Annotated in this window: 16 protein-coding genes and 2 pseudogenes; 11 read left to right on the forward strand and 7 right to left on the reverse strand. The window is 29.4% G+C overall.

All coding sequences use genetic code 11. The annotated features are described in order from the left end of the window. The 4 genes and pseudogenes from KQ44_RS02400 to KQ44_RS02415 form a co-directional block, all read left to right on the forward strand. Nucleotides 1-182: pseudogene (locus KQ44_RS02400) on the forward strand (hypothetical protein); the annotation flags it as partial. Nucleotides 183-294: 112 nt separating this feature from the next. Continuing rightward, on the forward strand, nt 295-1,710 hold the full coding sequence (gene murD, locus KQ44_RS02405) for a UDP-N-acetylmuramoyl-L-alanine--D-glutamate ligase (protein WP_096736083.1): 1,416 nt from the start codon (nt 295-297) through the stop codon (nt 1,708-1,710). A gap of 102 nt (nt 1,711-1,812) precedes the next feature. Then, the gene (locus KQ44_RS02410) at nt 1,813-3,633 is read left to right on the forward strand and encodes an ABC-F family ATP-binding cassette domain-containing protein (protein ID WP_096736084.1); all 1,821 of its coding nucleotides are present in this window, start codon (nt 1,813-1,815) and stop codon (nt 3,631-3,633) included. 30 nt (nt 3,634-3,663) lie between these two features. After that, complete coding sequence (locus tag KQ44_RS02415) at nt 3,664-5,244, forward strand: amidohydrolase (protein ID WP_096736085.1); 1,581 nt, start codon at nt 3,664-3,666, stop codon at nt 5,242-5,244. A gap of 149 nt (nt 5,245-5,393) precedes the next feature. On the opposite strand, the gene KQ44_RS02420 is transcribed toward KQ44_RS02415, so the two are convergent. The 7 genes from KQ44_RS02420 to frr all read right to left on the reverse strand — a co-directional run bounded on the left by KQ44_RS02420 (nt 5,394) and on the right by frr (nt 12,593). Continuing rightward, nucleotides 5,394-6,227, reverse strand: coding sequence for a carbohydrate ABC transporter permease (locus KQ44_RS02420; RefSeq protein ID WP_096736086.1), 834 nt, complete (start codon nt 6,225-6,227; stop codon nt 5,394-5,396). Continuing rightward, nucleotides 6,224-7,081, reverse strand: a complete 858-nt coding sequence (locus KQ44_RS02425; protein WP_096736087.1) for a sugar ABC transporter permease — start codon at nt 7,079-7,081, stop codon at nt 6,224-6,226. The genes KQ44_RS02420 and KQ44_RS02425 overlap by 4 nt, the downstream gene beginning before the upstream one ends. 133 nt (nt 7,082-7,214) lie before the next feature. Further along, nucleotides 7,215-8,546, reverse strand: coding sequence for an extracellular solute-binding protein (locus KQ44_RS02430; RefSeq protein WP_096736088.1), 1,332 nt, complete (start codon nt 8,544-8,546; stop codon nt 7,215-7,217). 444 nt (nt 8,547-8,990) lie between these two features. Then, the gene (locus KQ44_RS02435) at nt 8,991-10,316 is read right to left on the reverse strand and encodes an extracellular solute-binding protein (protein ID WP_096736089.1); all 1,326 of its coding nucleotides are present in this window, start codon (nt 10,314-10,316) and stop codon (nt 8,991-8,993) included. 102 nt (nt 10,317-10,418) lie between these two features. After that, nucleotides 10,419-11,324: a phosphatidate cytidylyltransferase gene (locus tag KQ44_RS02440; RefSeq protein ID WP_096736090.1), complete on the reverse strand. Its 906-nt coding sequence runs from the start codon at nt 11,322-11,324 to the stop codon at nt 10,419-10,421. Between the two features lie 7 nt (nt 11,325-11,331). Next, nucleotides 11,332-12,048 (reverse strand): isoprenyl transferase, encoded by a 717-nt coding sequence (locus tag KQ44_RS02445; protein ID WP_096736091.1) that lies wholly within the window; start codon nt 12,046-12,048, stop codon nt 11,332-11,334. Then, nucleotides 12,045-12,593, reverse strand: a complete 549-nt coding sequence (gene frr / locus KQ44_RS02450; RefSeq protein WP_020005811.1) for a ribosome recycling factor — start codon at nt 12,591-12,593, stop codon at nt 12,045-12,047. Before frr ends, KQ44_RS02445 begins: the two co-directional genes overlap by 4 nt. Before the next feature lie 297 nt (nt 12,594-12,890). Here frr and KQ44_RS02455 point away from each other — a divergent pair, with 297 nt between their 5' ends. From KQ44_RS02455 to KQ44_RS02485, 7 genes and pseudogenes are all read left to right on the forward strand, one after another. Continuing rightward, nucleotides 12,891-13,328: a DUF523 domain-containing protein gene (locus tag KQ44_RS02455; RefSeq protein WP_096736092.1), complete on the forward strand. Its 438-nt coding sequence runs from the start codon at nt 12,891-12,893 to the stop codon at nt 13,326-13,328. 38 nt (nt 13,329-13,366) lie between these two features. Next, nucleotides 13,367-14,344, forward strand: a complete 978-nt coding sequence (locus tag KQ44_RS02460; protein ID WP_096736093.1) for a type I phosphomannose isomerase catalytic subunit — start codon at nt 13,367-13,369, stop codon at nt 14,342-14,344. A gap of 1 nt (nt 14,345) precedes the next feature. Next, nucleotides 14,346-15,128: an ABC transporter ATP-binding protein gene (locus KQ44_RS02465; protein ID WP_096736094.1), complete on the forward strand. Its 783-nt coding sequence runs from the start codon at nt 14,346-14,348 to the stop codon at nt 15,126-15,128. A 41-nt stretch (nt 15,129-15,169) separates the two neighbouring features. Beyond that, on the forward strand, nt 15,170-15,949 hold the full coding sequence (locus tag KQ44_RS02470; RefSeq protein WP_096736095.1) for an MlaD family protein: 780 nt from the start codon (nt 15,170-15,172) through the stop codon (nt 15,947-15,949). A 14-nt stretch (nt 15,950-15,963) separates the two neighbouring features. Continuing rightward, nucleotides 15,964-16,893 carry an inositol monophosphatase family protein gene (locus KQ44_RS02475; protein ID WP_096736096.1) on the forward strand — a complete coding sequence of 310 codons (930 nt, stop codon included), beginning with the start codon at nt 15,964-15,966 and terminating at the stop codon, nt 16,891-16,893. Between the two features lie 59 nt (nt 16,894-16,952). Further along, complete coding sequence (gene atpD / locus KQ44_RS02480; RefSeq protein ID WP_096736097.1) at nt 16,953-18,365, forward strand: F0F1 ATP synthase subunit beta; 1,413 nt, start codon at nt 16,953-16,955, stop codon at nt 18,363-18,365. Nucleotides 18,366-18,444: 79 nt separating this feature from the next. Continuing rightward, a pseudogene (locus KQ44_RS02485) lies at nt 18,445-19,109 on the forward strand (methyl-accepting chemotaxis protein); the annotation flags it as partial.

The raw sequence follows: 19,109 nt of genomic DNA on the forward strand, positions 1-19,109 counted from the left end.
ATAAAGATAATTTAATAGCTTTTGATTTTAATAAAGATTGTATAAATGTTAATAGCTATAATATAAAAAATAGTACTTTAGAAAATATTGCAGTTATCAATAATAATAATTGCTTTTTTAATGATATGTTTGGGATTATATATTATATTGAGAATGATACTATAAAAGAAATTAATATATAGGTTTATTATTATGTAATAATTAATTTTTATCTAATGAAGAATAAGGCATTTAAATTTATTATTATTTTGTTATAATTAGTTTTTATAAAAAATAATTATTTGGTGTGTTAAAATGATTCTCGATTTGAATAAAACATATATAAAAGTATTAAAAAAACAAAATATTTTGATATTGGGTGCCACTGTAAGAAGCGGTGTAAGTATAGCAAATATTTTATACGATATTAATACAAGTTTAAATATCAATATAAAATATGCTTTAAGCGACAGCAAAACAGAAGAACAGCTTCAGGATAGTATAGAGGCATTAAAAGATAAAAATGCCAAACTCTTTTTTGGAAATCAGGAAATATCTATTTTAGATGGTATAACTCTTATAATAATTTCTCCGGGTATTCCTCATACTATAGAGATAGTAAAAGAAGCTAAAAGAAGAGGTATAAAAATAATAGGAGAGATAGAGTTTGCTTATAATCTTTTGCCTAATAGAAATTATATAGCTGTAACAGGTACAGACGGAAAAACTACTACAGTTACTCTTATTCATAAAATAATAAGTTCATACAAAAAAGCAAGACTTGTAGGCAATGTAGGAAATACTTTTTCTAAAGAGGTTGAAACTATAGAGCCAGATGAAGATATTGTATTAGAGCTTTCAAGTTTTCAATTAGAAACAGTTGAGAAATTTCATGCTCATATAGCAGCAGTACTGAATATTGCAGAAGATCATCTTGACAGATATAAAGATATAGAAGAGTATTTCAATGCCAAAAAAAATATAAGTATCAATCAAAATAAAAATGATTTTCTTATACTTAATTATGATAATATTTATACTAATATTTGGTATAATGAACTTAATAATAACTGCAAGATGAAACTTTTGACTTTTTCATTAAAAAGCAAATTTGCAACTATTTATTATAATGAAGAAGATGAATATATATATTATGAGAATGAAAAATTATTTTCTATAAAAGAAAGAAAAATACTAGGTAAACATAATGTGGCTAATATACTTGCATCAGTTTTAGTATGTTTGAAAGATAATATACCAGCAGAGCATATTGAGCATGTTGTTAACAATTTCAAGGGTATAGAACATAGAGTAGAGTTGGTTGCCGAGATAAACGGTGTTAAATATATTAATGATTCTAAAGCTACATCGATGAATGCTGTTATTAGTGCTTTAAAATCTTTTGATAAGGATATTATACTTATAATGGGCGGACGTAATAAAAATATAGACTTTACTTCTTTAAATAATCTTATAGAAAGCAGAGTAAAAAAATTAATACTTATAGGAGAGGCTGCTGAGGCTCTTGATGATATGATACATTTTGAGAATAAGATTATTATAAAAGATTTTACAGATGCTTTTAATTATGCTTCTGCAATATCTATAAACGGTGATACCGTTTTACTTTCTCCAGGTTGTGCCAGCTTTGATATGTTTAAAAATTATGAGGAGAGGGGAAAATATTTTAAAAGTTTAGTCTATAAACTAGATAGTATTACAAAAGAATAATTTTATAATTTAATAGAATTATTTTTATTTTTGTATTTGAATATTTTTAAAAATTATTATAAAATCATTTCTCAAAATAGAAAATTTTTAAGTAAAAAAGAAATGGCTAGAAGTATTATAAACATAGTAAATATATCCAAGAGATTTGTTCATAAAGTTCTGCTTGATAATGTTAATTTGCTTATAGAAGAGAAATCAAAGATAGGCATGATAGGGCGAAACGGAGCTGGAAAAACTACTCTTTTAAAAATCCTTATGGGACTTGAAGAGCCTGATGACGGAGAGATAATATTTTCTGATGATGTGAGAATAGGTTATCTTCGTCAGCAGGGCGATTTTGATGAGAGTGAAAAAGTAATAGATTATCTTACAAGAGTAACATCAAAAGAATCTTGGAAATGCTCTAAAATAGCAAGCAGATTTGGAATAGATCATATAAAGATTAATTATAATTTAGGAAGTTTATCAAGCGGTTATAGAATGCGTGTAAAACTTGCTGAGATGATGCTTTATGAGCCTAATTTTTTAATACTCGATGAACCTTCAAACTTCTTGGATTTAAATACATTAATAGATTTAGAAAATTTTTTAATGGATTATAACGGCGGATTTTTAATAGTTTCGCATGATAGGGAGTTTTTAAAAACCACATGCGAAAAAACTATAGAAATGGAAAACGGAAAAATAACTTATTTTCCCGGTAATATAGAAGATTATTTTGAATATAAAGAAGAAAAAGAGTATACAATAAAAAAGTATAATAAAAATGTGGAAGAGAGAAAAGCCCATTTAGAGAGATTTGTCGAAAGATTCAGATATAAAGCTACAAAGGCAAAAGCTGTGCAGTCTCGTATAAAGCAGATAGAAAAATTAAAAACTATAGAAATTACACATCCAGCAAAAAATGTTAGGATAAAACTTCCAGAAGTTCCAGAAAAAAAAGGTTTTGCTCTTATTTCCGATGATTTGGCTGTTGGATACGGTGAGAAAATAGTTGCTGAAAGCGGACGTATAGAAATAGCAAGAGGAAGCAGAGTTGCTGTTTTAGGTCAAAACGGAGAAGGTAAAACTACTTTTTTAAGAACTATAGCTGGAAGACTTGAGCCAGTATCTGGAAGTTATAATTATTCATACGGTATAAAGATAGCATATTTCGGAGAAGATACTTATAAAAATGTAACCTCAAATGATACAGTTTTGTCATATTTAAAAAAGAATGCCAAGCAGGGATTATTAACTCAGGAACTTTTAACACTTTTAGGAAGTTTTTTATTTTCAGGCGAAGATGTGAATAAAGATGTAAAGGTTTTAAGCGGCGGTGAGATGGCAAGGCTTTCACTTCTAGCTGCCATTACACAATGTGCTGATGTACTTATTTTGGACGAGCCTACTAACCATTTGGATTTTGAAACTGTTGAGGCACTTGCATCCTCTTTAAGAGATTACGGCGGAACAATATTTTTTACTTCGCATGACAGAACTTTTGCCAGTATGCTTGCTGATACTATAATAGAAGTTAAGGATAAAAAACTTTCGCTTTATTCTGGGGATTATGAGGCTTATGTTTATAGGGTAAGAATTGAAGCATTGGAAGAGGAAGAAAAGGAATTAGAGTATCAGGAAAAAAACAGTGTTAAAGAAAGTAGTAATAATACTGAAGAAAAGAATAATAGCAATTATGAAGAGAGAAAAAAAATTAGAAGTAAACTTTCAAAATGCGAATCTATGCTGAAAAAGCATGAAAAACAAATTGAGGATTATAAAAAAGAAGAGGCGGATATATTAAAGTTTTTTGAGACTTCTTCAAGTTATGATGATGAGAAGAGCAAGCGTTTATTGGAAGTAAAAAGATTAATAGAAGAAACTGAAAACGAATGGCTTTTGGTCAATGAAGAGATAGACAGTATAAAGGCTATGTTATAAGTAAAATAAAATGTAGGAGATAGTCAAATTATGAGAATTTTTAAAAATGCTAAGATTTACTCTATGGATAAAAACGACAGTATTTATGAAGCTTTAGCTGTTGAAAATGGCAGAATAGTATTTGCAGGAACTAATGAAGAGGTGTTAAAAAAATATGCAGATGCTGAAGAGATTATTGATTTGGAAGGCAGAACTGTTATACCGGGATTTAATGACAGCTGTGTTAATTTTGTAGGGTTTGCCCGTTTTAATACTATGCTTAATTTGAGCAAATGTGAGTCTATAAGAGAGGTTATTGAATTAGCCAAAAATGCTGAAAAATATGAAGGCTGGATTATAGGCTGGGGTTGGAATCAGGATTATTTTGAAGAGAAAAGAATGCTTAATAAAAATGATTTGGATAAAATATCTAGTGAATATCCTGTGGCTTTTAGAAGAATATGTGGTGAGATGATAGTTGCAAATAGTAAAGCTCTTGAATTATGCGGTGTTACTGAAAAAATGAAATCTGACAGTATAGATTTTGAAAACGGACTTATAAGTTCTAAAGATATGATATTAATTTTATCAAAAATTAAATCATTAGAAATAGATACTTTAAAATTAATAATATTAGATACTCAGGAGCAATTTTTCAAAATGGGTATTACTTCTGTACAGACAGATGATTTAAGAAGTTTGCCAGATTTTGATTATAGAAAAATAATAGACGCATATCAAAAACTTAATAGAGAGAAAAAATTAAAAATAAGAGTATGCGAGCAGGCACAGTTTATAAATAAAAAAGATATAGATGATTTCAGAGAGTATTATTATTATCAATATATTAACGATGAAAGATTTAAAGTAGCACGCATAAAAGTTATTATAGACGGCGGTATAGGTTCAAGAACAGCACTTTTAAGAGATGATTATAATGATGCTAAAGGTTTTAGAGGTGTTACTCAGTATCAGCAGGAAGAGCTTGATGAATTGGTAGAGTACGCTAATAGTTTGGATTATTCTTTGGCTATACAGGCTACTGGAGACGGTGCTATTGACATGGCATTAAAATCAATAGAAAAAATAAAAGATACTAAAGATTTTAAATATAGAAGAAATGGTTTGGTTCATTGTCAGATAACAGATAAAGAATTATTTGAAAGAATGAAGCAGTTAAATGTAGGTATATATTATCAGCCGATATTCCTTCACTATGATATGCATATTGTAGAGGATAGGGTAGGACATGAAAAGGCTTCTACTAGCTATGCTTTTAAAACAGCAATGGATATGGGAGTAAAAATAGGATTTGGTTCTGCTGGTCCTGTTGATGGTATTAGTGTTATGGAAGGTATACACTGTGCTGTTAATAGAGAGGATTTAAATGGCTGGCCTGAAGGCGGCTGGATGCCTCAGGAAAAACTTACAGTAAAAGAGGCAGTTTATTTATATACTATGGGAAGTGCTTATATGTCTTCTGAAGATAATATTAAAGGAAGCATTGAAGAGGATAAATTAGCTGATTTTATAGTTTTGGATAGAGACATATTTGAGGCAGATGTTAAAGATATAAAAAATATAAAGGTATTAAAAACTATAATTGACGGCGATATAGTTTATAGTGCATGATATTATTTGATTAAAAATTAAAAAAAGGGGCTTAATTATTAAATTAGCCCCTTTATTTTTTATTGCTGTACAAAAAATTTTATTTTAATATTTTTAATAGTTTGTAGGAATAAGTTTTATTGTATTATAACAATAAATATTATTCTTTATTATTCTTTAACAGCTCCTCCAGTTAATCCTGATATAAAGTATTTTTGTAATGCTAGAAATACTGCCATTATAGGAACAACAGCAAATATAGCACCAACCATAATTTGTCCATAGTCTATTCTAGTATCAGCTTTCAACTGAGCCAATGCTACAGGCAATGTGAATTTTTCAGGAGTATTTAATATAATTAAAGGCCAAGTAAAGTTAGTCCATTCAGCAACGAACATATATATTCCCAAAGCAGTTAAAGCAGGTATCATTAAAGGCATAACTATTTTTATAAATATAGTCCATTCATTAGCACCGTCTATTCTAGCAGCTTCTATCAAAGTATCAGGAACAGAATGGAAGTTCTGCCTCATTAAAAATATACCGAAAGCTCCTGCTATATCTGGAAGTATTATTGCTAAATGAGTATCTTGTATATTTAAAGCAGTCATCATTCTGTATAAAGGAACTAATTTAGCATGAGCGGGAAGCATCATTGTAAGCATTATAATTACAAATACTATATTTCTTCCTTTATAATTGAATTTAGAAATAGAGTATGCTGCCATTGAACATACTAATAAATTAATAATAGTATATATAACAGCAATTTTAAATGAATTAAATAATGCATACCATATAGGTATTCTCTCCTGCAAATTTTTTAAGTTTTCAAAAAAATTGTCTCCAAAAGTCATAGGAGGCGGAAATAAAAATATATCCCCTGATACTCTTGTAGAAGCTATTAACATAAAAAATAGCGGGTAAACACATGCTATCATACCTATTGTAAGAACAATATATAATATTATTCTAGTTATTTTTTGCTGTTTTGCTCTTGTCATTTTTTATCCCCTCCAAATTTCAATTGAAGCCTAGAAAGAAATCCTACTATTACAAGTATAGCTACTGATATTGTAGCAGCATAAGTTAAGTTAATAGATTGGAATGCCTGTCTGTATATGTATAATCCCAAACTTATAGTTGAATTATTAGGTCCTCCGTTTGTTAGAAGGTAAGGTTCTGTAAATAGGTTTAGAGTACCTATAGTTGATAGTATGGTAGAGAATAATATAACAGGCTTAAGCATTGGGATTGTAATATGAACAAACTGCTGCCAAGCATTAGCTCCGTCAATAGTAGCAGCTTCATAGTAATCTTCTGGTATTCCCTGAAGTCCTGCCAATATTATAATCATATTATATCCAGTCCATCTCCAAGTCATTATAAGCATTATTACTATTCTAGCAGGCCAAGTTTGAGTAAGCCACATAACTGGCTGTAAATTAAATAAAGATAATAAATAATTTATTACTCCTCTCTCTTGAAAGAGTATTACAAATATTAAACTGTATGCTACAGATTCTACGATGAATGGTATAAAAAATATTGTTCTGTATAATCCTTTTAATTTTGTAATTCCTCTATGAAGTGCTATAGAAAGAAGTATAGCTAATAATGTCATTATAGGAACTTGTATAATTAAATATATTAAAGAGTTTTTTAAAGATACATAAAAGTATTGATCTGAAAATAATCTTTTGAAATTGTTAATGCCGTTAAATACTAAATGACCTCTGGTTTGAGTCATAAAGCTTAAGAATATAGTTTCTATAAGCGGGTATATGCTAAATAAAACTATAAATACTAAAGCTGGGGCAATAAAGAGCCATGGTGTAATATTTTTCTTTAATTGCATCTGCCGCCCTCCTTATTATTTTTTATTTTATAAGATTATACGGTATTAAATGATTTTTTAATACCGTATAAATATAATTTTTAATAATATTATTAAATTTTTAATTCTAGTTTATCATTAGTAATAAAAATTATTATTTTATTATTTTTCTTCCAGTTATGCTGTTTGCCTGCTGAGCGGCTGCATCCAAAGTTTCCTGTATATCAGAATTATTGTTAATAATCTCCTCATATGCACTTACTGCTACATTTCTTAAATCAGAATAGTCATCAGAATTGTATAAAGCAGGAGGTATATTTTTAGTAACTTTACCTAACAATTCATTATAGTTTTGATTTCCGAAATAAGGATCAGGCTGTAAGAATCTTTCATCTTCATAAGCAGGAAGATAAGAAGGGAAAAGTCCGTATTTTTCATACATTAAAAGCTGGCTATCTGTGTTAAGAAGAGAATGTTCTATAAAAGCCCAAGCAGCAGCCTGTTTAATAGGGTCTGTAGCAGTTATAGTAAGAGTAGAACCGCCTAAAGAAGAAGCTCTTACTCCGCCTTGAGTATAAGCAGGTATTTCCATAGCTTTCCATTTACCAGCCATTTCTGGCATTTGATCTTTCATAGTGCCGCCCCACCAGCCGCCGTTAAAGCTCATAGCTATTTCTCCGTTTTTATGTGCTCTTATTCCAGTATCCCAGTTTACTGTATTTAATACTAATCCCTCGTCTATTAATCTTTTTACAAGCTGCATACTTTCTACAGCTCTTGGAGAAGATAGAGTAATATTTCCGTTTGTATCAAGATAGTATATGTTGTTTTGAACCATTAAAGTTCTCCATACACCGTCATCTTGAGTAAAGCTAAAACCAGTCAATTTTACATTCGGAAGTTTTGCCTGCAAGTCTTTTCCAGCTGCAATTAAATCATCATAAGTTTCAATGGTGTTAGGGTCTATTCCTGCTTCTTTGAATAAATCTTCTCTATAATAGATCACTACAGGACCAGAATCCCAAGGTATAGAAGTTAGTTTTCCTTCAGTATCATAACTTGTAGGAACTTTTGATGGGTCTACGATAGAGTTAAAATTTGTAGGAACTAAAGTTTTTAAATCTAAAAATCTTTGAGGATAAGTTTCAGAATAAGTTTGAATGAAATCGCTTTCTATCTGCATTATATCTGGTATTCCCTGACCTGAAGATAATACAACGCCTGCTTTTTCATATAATTGAGGCGGACCTCCAAATTCCTGAACATTAATTTTTATTTTAGGGTATTTTTCATTGAATGTTTTTGCTGTTTCCATTAATGCTTTAGCAGCTACATTCCAGCCCCAAACAGTAAGTTCTGTTTCAGTATCTGTATCTATTACTGGTAAGTTTACTTCAATTTGTTCTGCTGCATTATTTCCAGAGCAGGAGAGCATAATTGCTGTAACCGATACCAGTAATAGATAATAAAAATATTTCCTAATCATAAAGTACTCCTATAATTATTATATGTTATATTATAGTAATATTTAATAGAAAAATCAATTTGAAAATATAATAATATTATAACTTTTAAAAAATATTAAATTACCGTATTAATTTGGTAGTTTTTTATTTATATAAATTATAATAGACTTGTTTCAAAACCACTTGACAAGATTATATATAAAATTTTATAATTTATAAATTATAAAAGCAATGTTTTATATGTCGTATAACTTATTATTTTAGTATATAAATATGCAGTCCTTTTGCTTCTTTGGGTCACCAAAAGAAGTGGGGTCTGGGGCAAAGCCCCAGTTGTAAAATAAAAATACTAAAAATTGAAATAGTATAAATTTTCTTAATTTAGTTTTGAAACAAGTCTAATACTATAAATAAAAAAGCGTCCTGCATTACAGAACGCTTATATGTTTTAAGTTATAATATTATTATTTTGCTAATTTTCTTCCAGTAGCACCGCTTATTTGCACAGCAGCATCATCTAAAGTTTTTTGTATATCAGCATTATTGTTTAGAATAGCCTCATAGGCAGCAACACATATATTACGAATTTCAGAGTAATCAGATGAAGTATAAATAGCAGCAGGTATCTGTTTAGTTATATCTCCTAGCATTTGATTAAATCCTTCTCCGAAATACTCATCAGCTTCTTGGAATCTAGCATCATCATAAACAGGCAAATATGATGGGAACAAGCCGTAATTTTTATACATAAGTAATTGACTATCAACATTTAATAAAGAGTGTTCTATAAATGCCCAAGCAGCAGCCTGTTTTATAGGGTCTGAAGCTGTAATTGTTAGAGTAGAACCGCCATGAGAAGAAGCCCTAACTCCTCCTTTAGAATAAGCAGGCATAGGCATAATAGCCCATTTTCCTTTCATTTCTGGCATCTGATCTTTTATAGTACCAGCCCACCAAGCACCTGATATATAAGTAGCTACTTCTCCGCTTTTATTAGCTCTAATAGATCCGTCCCAATTAACAGTATTAGCCATTATACCTTCGTCTAAGAAACTTCTTAATACTTTTGTACTTTCTATAGCAGCTGGGGAAGATATAGTAACCTCTCCGTTTTTATTTAAGTAGTATGTATTATTTTGAACCATCAAATTTCTCCATACTCCGTCATCTTGAATAAACATATTTCCTAAGAATTTCATATTTGGAAATTTTTCTTGGAATTTTTTTCCAGCGGCTATGTATTCATCATAAGTAGTTATGCTGTTAGGATCAATTCCAGCTTCTTTAAATAAATCTGCTCTATAAAATACTACTACAGGACCAGAATCCCAAGCTATTGCTACTAATTTTCCTTCTGTATCATAACTTGTAGATACTTTTGAAGGGTCAACTTTTGTATCAATATCTTTTGGAGCTAATGATTTTAAATCTAAAAAATATTGAGGATAAGTTTCTGCATAAGTTTGGACATAATCACTTTCAAGCTGCATAATATCTGGAACACCTTGTCCTGAAGATAATACAACACCTGCTTTTTCATATAGTTGTGATGCACCGCCAAATTCCTGTACAGTGATTTTTATTTTAGGGTATTTTTCATTGAATGTTTTTGCAGTTTCTTCTAATGCTTTGGCAGCAACATTCCAACCCCATACAATAAGCTCAGTTTCAGTGTTTTCATCTATAGCTGGAAGTTCTACTATTTCAACTTGTTTTTTTCCGCTACCGTTACATGAAAAAAGAACTATAGAAAATAAAGTGATTAGAAACAGATTTAAATAATGTTTCATATGACAACTCCTTAGTAATATAAGTAAATTTATTATACTATTTATATTATAAAAAGCAATTTTATTAAGTTAAAAAAGGTTAATAATATGTATTTTTATAAATTATTGTAGAAGGAGAAATATATAATATGATATAGGTGCGGTTAATATGACACTGTCAAATATATCAAATACCCCTCCATGACCTGGAAACAATTTGCTTGAATCTTTGGTATCATACATTCTTTTTATAAGGCTTTCACCCATATCTCCAAGAAATCCTGTTACAGTAAATATTGAAGTTAATAGCATTATTTGAGGCAATGTAAAGTTTGGTATATTTTTCCCAAGTATTGGAGACAAATATCCCTTAGAATAAAGATAGTAATATAAAAGTCCCATAGGTATTGTAAATATAAACATTCCTATAAGTCCCTCATAGCTTTTATTTGGGGATGCACTATTTGAAAGTTTATGCTTTCCTATTTTTCTTCCTATTACATATCCGCCAGTATCACTTAGCCAAGCACATAATAATATAAAAACTATATAATATTTACCGCTAGGCATAAAACGCATAAGAGATATATGCCATACTCCTAACCCTACATATATAAAGCAGAAAACAGCAGTTAATATCGCTCTTCCTTTTTCTTCAAAAGTTGAAACATTAACTTTAAATATATTTATGATAAATAGTGCTGCTATTAAGGCAAAAACCATGACTAATGATAGATCCATAGAAGGATTTTTTGTTTCTATTATTTTATAAAGTGCTGAAAAATCACCTTTGAATATATTAACACCGCAAATAGTTATAATATATCCTAATACCATAGCTATCATAGTAGCAACAACAGTTCTTAAATTTTTTTGTCTGTGAACTTTAGCCATATAAAATATTTCAGATGCACTAAAAATTGATATTGATAATATTAATAAATGAAACAGAGAAATAACTTTATCATAAAGCAATATTATAGTAAAAAGTGGCAATGTAACTGCTACTGATATGAGTCTTTTCTTCATAATAAAATTATAAGCCTCCGTATCTTCTATTTCTATTTGAATATTCTTCTATAGCTTTTTTAAAATCTTCTTTAGAGAAATCGGGCCATAATACATCAGTAAAATATAACTCACTGTATGAGGCTTGATACATAAGAAAATTGCTTAGTCTTGCCTCTCCAGACGTTCTTATGATAAGATCTGGGTCTGGCATATCTTTTGTATATAGATAATTTTGAATAAAGTTTTCATCGATATTTTCTATATCTATTTTATTATTTTTAGCATCATAGCATATATTTTTTACAGCATTTTTCAGTTCATCTCTAAAACCATAATTCAAAGCTAATACTACAGTTAATATCGGATTTTTACATTTTTCCAATGTTTCTTTTTCTGTTTCTTCTATAGTTTTTATAGTATCTTTTGGGAAAAGAGATATATCACCTATATGTTTTACCAGTATATTATTAGAAATCAGTCTTTTTATTTCTTTTTTATAGAATTCTTTTAATAATTGAAAAAGAGCTTTTTTTTCTTCTTCAGGTCTTTTCCAATTTTCGGTGGAGAAAGCATATAAAGTTAAGTATTTTATATTAAGTTCTCCAGAGGCTTCGACTATATTAATTACATTTTCACTTCCAGCTCTATGTCCGTAACTTCTGCTTTTATTATGAGCTTTTGCCCATCTTCCGTTACCGTCCATAATTATAGCTACATGTATAGGGGTATTCTGTTCAATCATATAGTATCTAATTCTTTTTCTTTGGTATTAATCATTTCATCTATTTTTTTGATATAGGCATCTGTTTCATTTTGTATTTTTTTCTCTTGAGATTTTGATTCATCTTCAGTGATTGTTTTATCTTTCAATTCTTTTTTTATTTTATCATTTTCATCTCTTCTTATATTACGTACAGCTATTTTAGCTTCTTCGCCTCTATGTCTTACACCTTTTTTTAATTCTTCTCTTCTTTCTTTTGTAAGTTCAGGCACAACTATTCTTATATTACCGCCATCATTGAAAGGATTAAAACCTAAATCAGCTTTCAATATAGCTTTTTCTATGTCGCTAACCAATCCTTTATCGAATGGCTGTATCATAATAGTTCTTGAATCTGGAGTAGAAACATTTCCAACCTGTTTTAACGGCATATTGCTTCCGTAAGCCTCTACTTTAACTCCGTCTAGTATAGAAGCATTAGCTCTTCCTGTTCTTATACCTTTTAGATCATTTTGCAAACTTGAAATAGCTTTTTCCATTCTGTCTTTATACGATTCTTTTGACATAGATAATAAAACCTCTTTTAATTTTAAATAATTTTACTTTAATAAATTATAATTTAATATAATACTATTGTCAAGTTAATTATTATATATATAATTTATGGTTTTGTTATGTTGTATAATTTTTTATTTTGTTTGATAATAATATTTATTTAAATTTTATTAAAATAATAAAAAATTTAAAAATATTATAAAATTTATTTGAATTATAATAATAATAATATAAAAAAAATTTTACAATGCTGTAAATAAAATGATTTTAAGTTATAATTAATAATCAAAAATATAGAGAGTATATTTATGAATATATTAGTCAGTGCCTGCCTTTTAGGTATAAAATGCAGATATGACGGAAGAGATAATGAAGTTTGTCATTTAAATAAACTCATATCTAAAGGATATAATCTTATACCAATATGCCCTGAGCAGTTAGGAGGGCTTTCTACTCCAAGAGAGCCGTCAGAAATTGTTGAAGGTAAAGTCATTAATAAATGCGGCAAAGATGTTACTAATGAATTTATAAAGGGTGCTGAAGAAGCATTAAAATTAGCAAAATTATATAATGCTGAATTAGCCATATTAAAAGAGAGAAGTCCTTCATGTGGATTTGGAAAGGTATATGACGGTACTTTTAATAAGGTATTAATAAATGGTAACGGCATTTGTGCTGATTTACTCTTTAATAATAATATAAAAATTATAGGTGAGTATAAAATAAAAGAATATTTTGAATTATAGTATATTGAATTATTTATTTTATCTTATATAATTAAACTATGTATTTGCTGGAATTTAACGAAATACCAAAAGAAGTTATTTGGGGGGGCACTTCATTAGCTTCCATATATTCAAAACCTTTTGATAAAAATAAAACAATAGGTGAGAGTTGGGAAATTTGTGATTTACCTAATGATAATAGTATAGTATCTAATGGTGAACTTAAAGGAAAAACTTTATCATATTTGGTAAAAGAATACGGCAGTAAACTTTTAGGAAGAAAATGTAAAGAATATTATTTTCCGCTGCTAATAAAACTTATAGATGCAAGAGATAAATTATCTATACAAGTACACCCTGATGAAGAATATGCTAATAAAAAGCATAATAAACATGGTAAAAATGAGATGTGGTATGTTGTTGATGCATTAGAGAATGCTGAACTTCTTATAGGATTAAAGGAAAGTATTACTAAAGAAGATTTAAAGAGAGCTTTGCTTAATAAGGAAAATATAGAAGATAAATTCAATTATTTTCATATAAAAAAAGGAGATGCTTTTTATATACCAAGCGGCTGCATACATGCAATATTAGGAAATGCTGTTATAGCAGAGATACAAACTCCAAGCGATGTTACATATAGGCTTTACGATTGGAATAGGCTTGATAAAAATGGAAAATCTAGGGAGCTTCATATAGAAGATTCTTTTAATGTTATAAAAGATATTAATGCTTTTAATTTAAAATCTGTTAAATGTAACAAATTCAAAGATACCTCATTAGAAATTAATACTGTGTTTTCTAATGAATACTTTACGGTAGAAGAATATATTGTTAATGGGCAGTATTATTCCAAACCTACTAAAGAAAGTTTTGAAATAATTATGGTTATTGATGGAAATGGCTCTATAGAATCGGATATTCCAGATAATATTATTAACCTTAATATTGGAAAAACTGTTTTGGTACCAGCTAGTTTGGGAAATTATATAATAAATAGCAGTGATGGCATAAAATTTCTGAGGGTAACTGTATAATATGAGCGATATTATTATAGAATTAAAAGATGTTTACAAGACTTTTGGACCTCAAAGAGTACTTAATGGTGTTAATCTTAAGGTTAATAGAGGAGAGACTTTATCCGTTATAGGAAATTCAGGATGTGGCAAAAGTGTGCTTATAAAACATTTAATAGGTTTGCTTCAGCCTGATTCTGGAACTATCGTTGTAGATGGACAGGATATAAATAAAATTTCTGATAATGAACTTACAGAAGTAAGAAAGAAATTTGCTATGGTGTTTCAAGGTGCTGCATTATTTGATTCTTTAAATGTATATGAAAATGTAAGTTTCGGGCTTAGAAGAATAAAAAAAGATATGCCTGAAGATAGAATAAAAGTAAAAGTAGCAGAAGTTCTTGAAATGGTAGGTATGCCAAATATAGAACATAAAATGCCTTCTGAATTATCAGGTGGTATGAAAAAACGTGTAGGTTTGGCACGTGCTATTGCTATGGATCCTCAAATACTTCTTTATGATGAGCCTACAACTGGACTAGACCCTGTAATGTCTAGGGTTATAGATGATTTAATAGTAAAAATGCAGTCTATTCTTAATGTTACAAGTATCGTTATTACTCATGATATGACTAGTGTATTTAGAATGTCTGACAGAGTTGTTATGCTTTATAAGGGGCAGATTATTGAGGGAGGAGATCCTGATCATTTAGGAGAAACAGAAAATCCGCATTTAAAATTCTTTTTTATGAGCAGTATAGCAAAAAAAGGTGAAGATATAGAAAGCATAAGACCAAAAGATTAATTCATTTTTTATATATAATTTTTAGGATAAGGAAAACTATTATGAAAAATAAAGTAAAATTAGGTATATTTTTTATTGTAACATTAGTATTATTTGTTGGTGCTATAATATTACTTGGTAAGATAAAATTAAAAGGCGATGGATACAGACTTTATGTAGATTATGTATTTATAGGTGATTTGCAGGAAAACGGTAAGGTATCATATAGAGGCGGCGGTATACAGATAGGATTTATTGAAAAAATAAGTATTAATCCAGATGGAACTATTAGAGTAACTTTGTTTATAACAGATAAAACTGTTGTAATACCTGAAGGAACAAAATTTTCTATACAGACAGTTGGTCTAGGACTTGGAGAGAAGTATATAATGGTATCTCCCCCTGCCACTACTACCACAGGTATGACAAGCATAGCAGCTGGCAGTGTAATAAAGGGTGTAGAACCATTCAGTATAGAAACTACATTGGGGTCTATTGGAGATATAGGAAAAGATTTGAATTTTCAGGAGTTTTCATCAGTAATAACTAATTTGGCACAAACTATAAATATGATATCAGATATTATAGGTACTAATGAAATAACTATAACAAAGGCTATTTCAAATGTTAATGATAGTTTAGCTAATATTAATAATATAACTAGGGATTTATCTTATATTATTGCTGATGTTGAAAGAGGAAAAGGTACTGCAGGAGCTGTAATGAAAGACCCTACTTTGCAGACTAATATTAATGAAATAATAAACAATATGAGAATATTTAGTGAAAAATTAAGAGATAACCCTTCAACTTTACTATTTAGAGAAACAGAAAAGAAATAATAGGGGGGATAATAATGATAGATGATATTATAACATTAATTATGAAAGGTCTTAAAGGTATTTCTAGTAATAAAGAAAAAAACAAGGCATCACTATCAGAAAAAGAAATAGAATACAATAATATATTAAAAGAAATAAATGATATTCCAAAATCTAAGTTAAATAAATGCTTAAAATCTGCAGAAAAAATAGCTGTAAAAGCAGGTAAATATTCTTTGAAATATTTCGGCTGCCCTAAAAGTATATCCAAGAAAGGAAAAACGGATTTATTTACAGAAGTTGATTTAAAAAATGAAAAGATTATTAAGGAATATTTATTAAAGTGCTATCCGAAATTTGGTTTTTATGGGGAAGAGTCAAGTATTTCAGATAGTTCTGAAGTAAAAAAATTTACTTGGATAGTAGATCCTATAGACGGGACTAGTAACTTTGTACATGGATATCCATTTTATTGTGTATCAATAGGTCTTGCTTATAAAGGTATACCTATACTTGGTGTTGTTTATGCTCCTTTAACTAACACAGTTTATAAAGCACATATTAAATCTAAGGCTTATAAAAATGATAAGGTTATTAAAGTAAGCAGCAGTAGTAAACTAGCAGAATCAATGATAATAACAGGTTTTTATTACAATGCCAGTGTAGATGATGATTTCTTACATGATAGAATGGTAGATTTTGCTAACATGGTAAAAAGAACTCTGGCATTAAGACGTGATGGTTCTGCTGCTCTTGATATATGTATGGTAGCAGAAGGTGCTGCAGACGGATTTTTTGAATACGGGCTTTCCCCTTGGGATATATGTGCTGGTACAGTTATACTAAAACGTGCAGGCGGAATGGTAAGTAATATAAATATGAAAGAATATAATATTTTCTCAAAAAAACAATATATAGCAAGTAATAAAAAAATTCACAAAGAAATGATAAAGGTACTTGAATAAGTTTTTAATAGATATAAAATAGGAACAATAAAAAAACAATAAAAGAGAAGGAATGTTTTATGGTAGAAGGAAAAAGAGGTAAGGTTGTTCAAGTTGTAGGTTCTACCCTAGATGCTGAATTTGAAGAAGGACATCTTCCTGCTATATTAAATGCACTTTATATAGATAAAGAAATAGAAGGTGTTCAAAGACATATAATCTGCGAAGTTCAGCAGCATTTAGGAGGAGGAAGAGTAAGAGCTATAGCTTTGGAGTCTACAGATGGTATATCTAGGGGTGATGATATATTTGATACAGAAAATCATATAATGGTGCCTGTAGGAACTGAAACTATAGGAAGAATTTTTAATGTATTAGGTCAGACAGTTGATAAGGGAGAGCCGATAGAGGCAAAAGAGTATAGATCTATACATGCTTCACCTCCAAAATTTGAAACTTTAGAGCCTAAGCTTGAAATTTTTGAAACAGGTATTAAGGTAATAGACTTATTAGCTCCATATATTAAAGGCGGTAAAACAGGTCTTTTTGGAGGTGCTGGAGTAGGTAAGACAGTTCTTATAATGGAGCTTATACATAATATAGCAAGCGAGCATGGCGGTTATTCAGTATTTGCTGGTGTTGGTGAAAGAACAAGAGAAGGTAATGATTTATGGTCTGAGATGAAGGAATCGGGAGTTATTAATAAAACTTGTCTTGTTTATGGTCAGATGAATGAGCCTCCTGGAGCAAGACTTAGAGTAGCATTAACTGCATTAACTATGGCAGAGTATTTCAGAGATTCAGCAGGTCTTGATGTTCTTTTATTTATAGATAATATATTCAGATTTACTCAGGCTGGAAGTGAGGTGTCAGCACTTCTTGGACGTATGCCTTCAGCAGTAGGTTATCAGCCTACATTGGCAACGGAAATGGGGGGACTTCAGGAGAGAATTACATCTACTAGAAATGGTTCAATTACATCTATACAGGCTGTTTATGTACCTGCTGATGACCTTACAGACCCTGCTCCTGCTACAGCATTTACTCACCTTGATGCTACTACTGTATTATCAAGGGAAGTTAGTGAAAAAGGTATATATCCTGCAGTAGATCCTCTCGCTTCAACAAGTAGAATATTAGATCCTAATATTTTGGGTCAGGATCATTATGATACTGCAAGAAGAGTTCAGCATATACTTCAAAGATATAGAGATTTACAGGATATTATTGCTATACTTGGTGCTGATGAGCTTTCAGAAGAGGATAAATTGGTTGTATCGCGTGCTAGAAAAATAGAACAATTTTTAAGTCAGCCTTTTTTTGTTGGAGAGCAGTTTACAGGGCTTCAGGGAAGGTATGTTAAATTAGAGGATACTATTAGAAGCTTTAAAGGTATTTGTAATGGTGATTATGATGATTTGCCAGACCAAGCATTTAGATTTGTAGGATCTATAGAAGAAGCTGTATCTAAAGCTAAAACTATGAGTAATTAATATACTATTACTGCTAAATAATAATAGTATTATACCGATAGTTTAAATAGTATTCAAAATATTTTATAGGTTGTATAGTATGCTTTTTCAAGTAAATGAAGATAAACTAAAAAGAAGATTAAAATTTTATATACCAATATCTTTTATCATAATGGCCTGCATATCAGTAGGTTCATACTCTATCCTACTAAAAACTATTTATCAGTTGGAAAATTCATTGATAGGTTATGTATATTTATTTATTCTTCTATTAATGATAGTTATTCCTATTAGTATGTTTTTTGACTGCTTAAAAGTAGAAAGAGGAAAATATATACCATTAGGAAAAATATTTGTTATTAAATCAGGTATTGCTGTAATTTTGGTAGCAATTGTATCATATACTATACACCTATTAACAAAAAAAGTTACATTATTTGAAATAGTTAATATACGTCTGACAATGGTAATATTTTTGATTACTATAGCTATGACGTTTTCATCTATATTTTTTAATATATTAGTAAGACCTTTATATAAGAAGACTGGTAGAAAAGAGTATTATTTGCCTATGGTTTATAGTTTTTTGCCTGCTTCTATGGCTACTATGATATTTATTGTTACATTAATTAATGGTTTGCATTACAGATCAGAAATACTTTATGATAGTCAATATGATATGATGTTGAAAAAAGGTTATGCTAATGATTTTATCAATAATTTTTATGATGGTATGTCTAAATATGTTACAGTAGCAGATAATAT

It is taken from the genome of Brachyspira sp. G79, from assembly GCF_002379365.1.
GTDB lineage: Bacteria > Spirochaetota > Brachyspiria > Brachyspirales > Brachyspiraceae > Brachyspira.

Bases quoted from the DNA above. Each gene is read 5' to 3' on its own strand.
- murD (WP_096736083.1), top strand. From the start codon at position 295: ATGATTCTCGATTTGAATAAAACATATATAAAAGTATTAAAAAAACAA.
- KQ44_RS02410 (WP_096736084.1), top strand. From the start codon at position 1,813: ATGGCTAGAAGTATTATAAACATAGTAAATATATCCAAGAGATTTGTT.
- KQ44_RS02415 (WP_096736085.1), top strand. From the start codon at position 3,664: ATGAGAATTTTTAAAAATGCTAAGATTTACTCTATGGATAAAAACGAC.
- KQ44_RS02420 (WP_096736086.1), bottom strand. From the start codon at position 6,227: ATGACAAGAGCAAAACAGCAAAAAATAACTAGAATAATATTATATATT.
- KQ44_RS02425 (WP_096736087.1), bottom strand. From the start codon at position 7,081: ATGCAATTAAAGAAAAATATTACACCATGGCTCTTTATTGCCCCAGCT.
- KQ44_RS02430 (WP_096736088.1), bottom strand. From the start codon at position 8,546: ATGATTAGGAAATATTTTTATTATCTATTACTGGTATCGGTTACAGCA.
- KQ44_RS02435 (WP_096736089.1), bottom strand. From the start codon at position 10,316: ATGAAACATTATTTAAATCTGTTTCTAATCACTTTATTTTCTATAGTT.
- KQ44_RS02440 (WP_096736090.1), bottom strand. From the start codon at position 11,324: ATGAAGAAAAGACTCATATCAGTAGCAGTTACATTGCCACTTTTTACT.
- KQ44_RS02445 (WP_096736091.1), bottom strand. From the start codon at position 12,048: ATGATTGAACAGAATACCCCTATACATGTAGCTATAATTATGGACGGT.
- frr (WP_020005811.1), bottom strand. From the start codon at position 12,593: ATGTCAAAAGAATCGTATAAAGACAGAATGGAAAAAGCTATTTCAAGT.
- KQ44_RS02455 (WP_096736092.1), top strand. From the start codon at position 12,891: ATGAATATATTAGTCAGTGCCTGCCTTTTAGGTATAAAATGCAGATAT.
- KQ44_RS02460 (WP_096736093.1), top strand. From the start codon at position 13,367: ATGTATTTGCTGGAATTTAACGAAATACCAAAAGAAGTTATTTGGGGG.
- KQ44_RS02465 (WP_096736094.1), top strand. From the start codon at position 14,346: ATGAGCGATATTATTATAGAATTAAAAGATGTTTACAAGACTTTTGGA.
- KQ44_RS02470 (WP_096736095.1), top strand. From the start codon at position 15,170: ATGAAAAATAAAGTAAAATTAGGTATATTTTTTATTGTAACATTAGTA.
- KQ44_RS02475 (WP_096736096.1), top strand. From the start codon at position 15,964: ATGATAGATGATATTATAACATTAATTATGAAAGGTCTTAAAGGTATT.
- atpD (WP_096736097.1), top strand. From the start codon at position 16,953: ATGGTAGAAGGAAAAAGAGGTAAGGTTGTTCAAGTTGTAGGTTCTACC.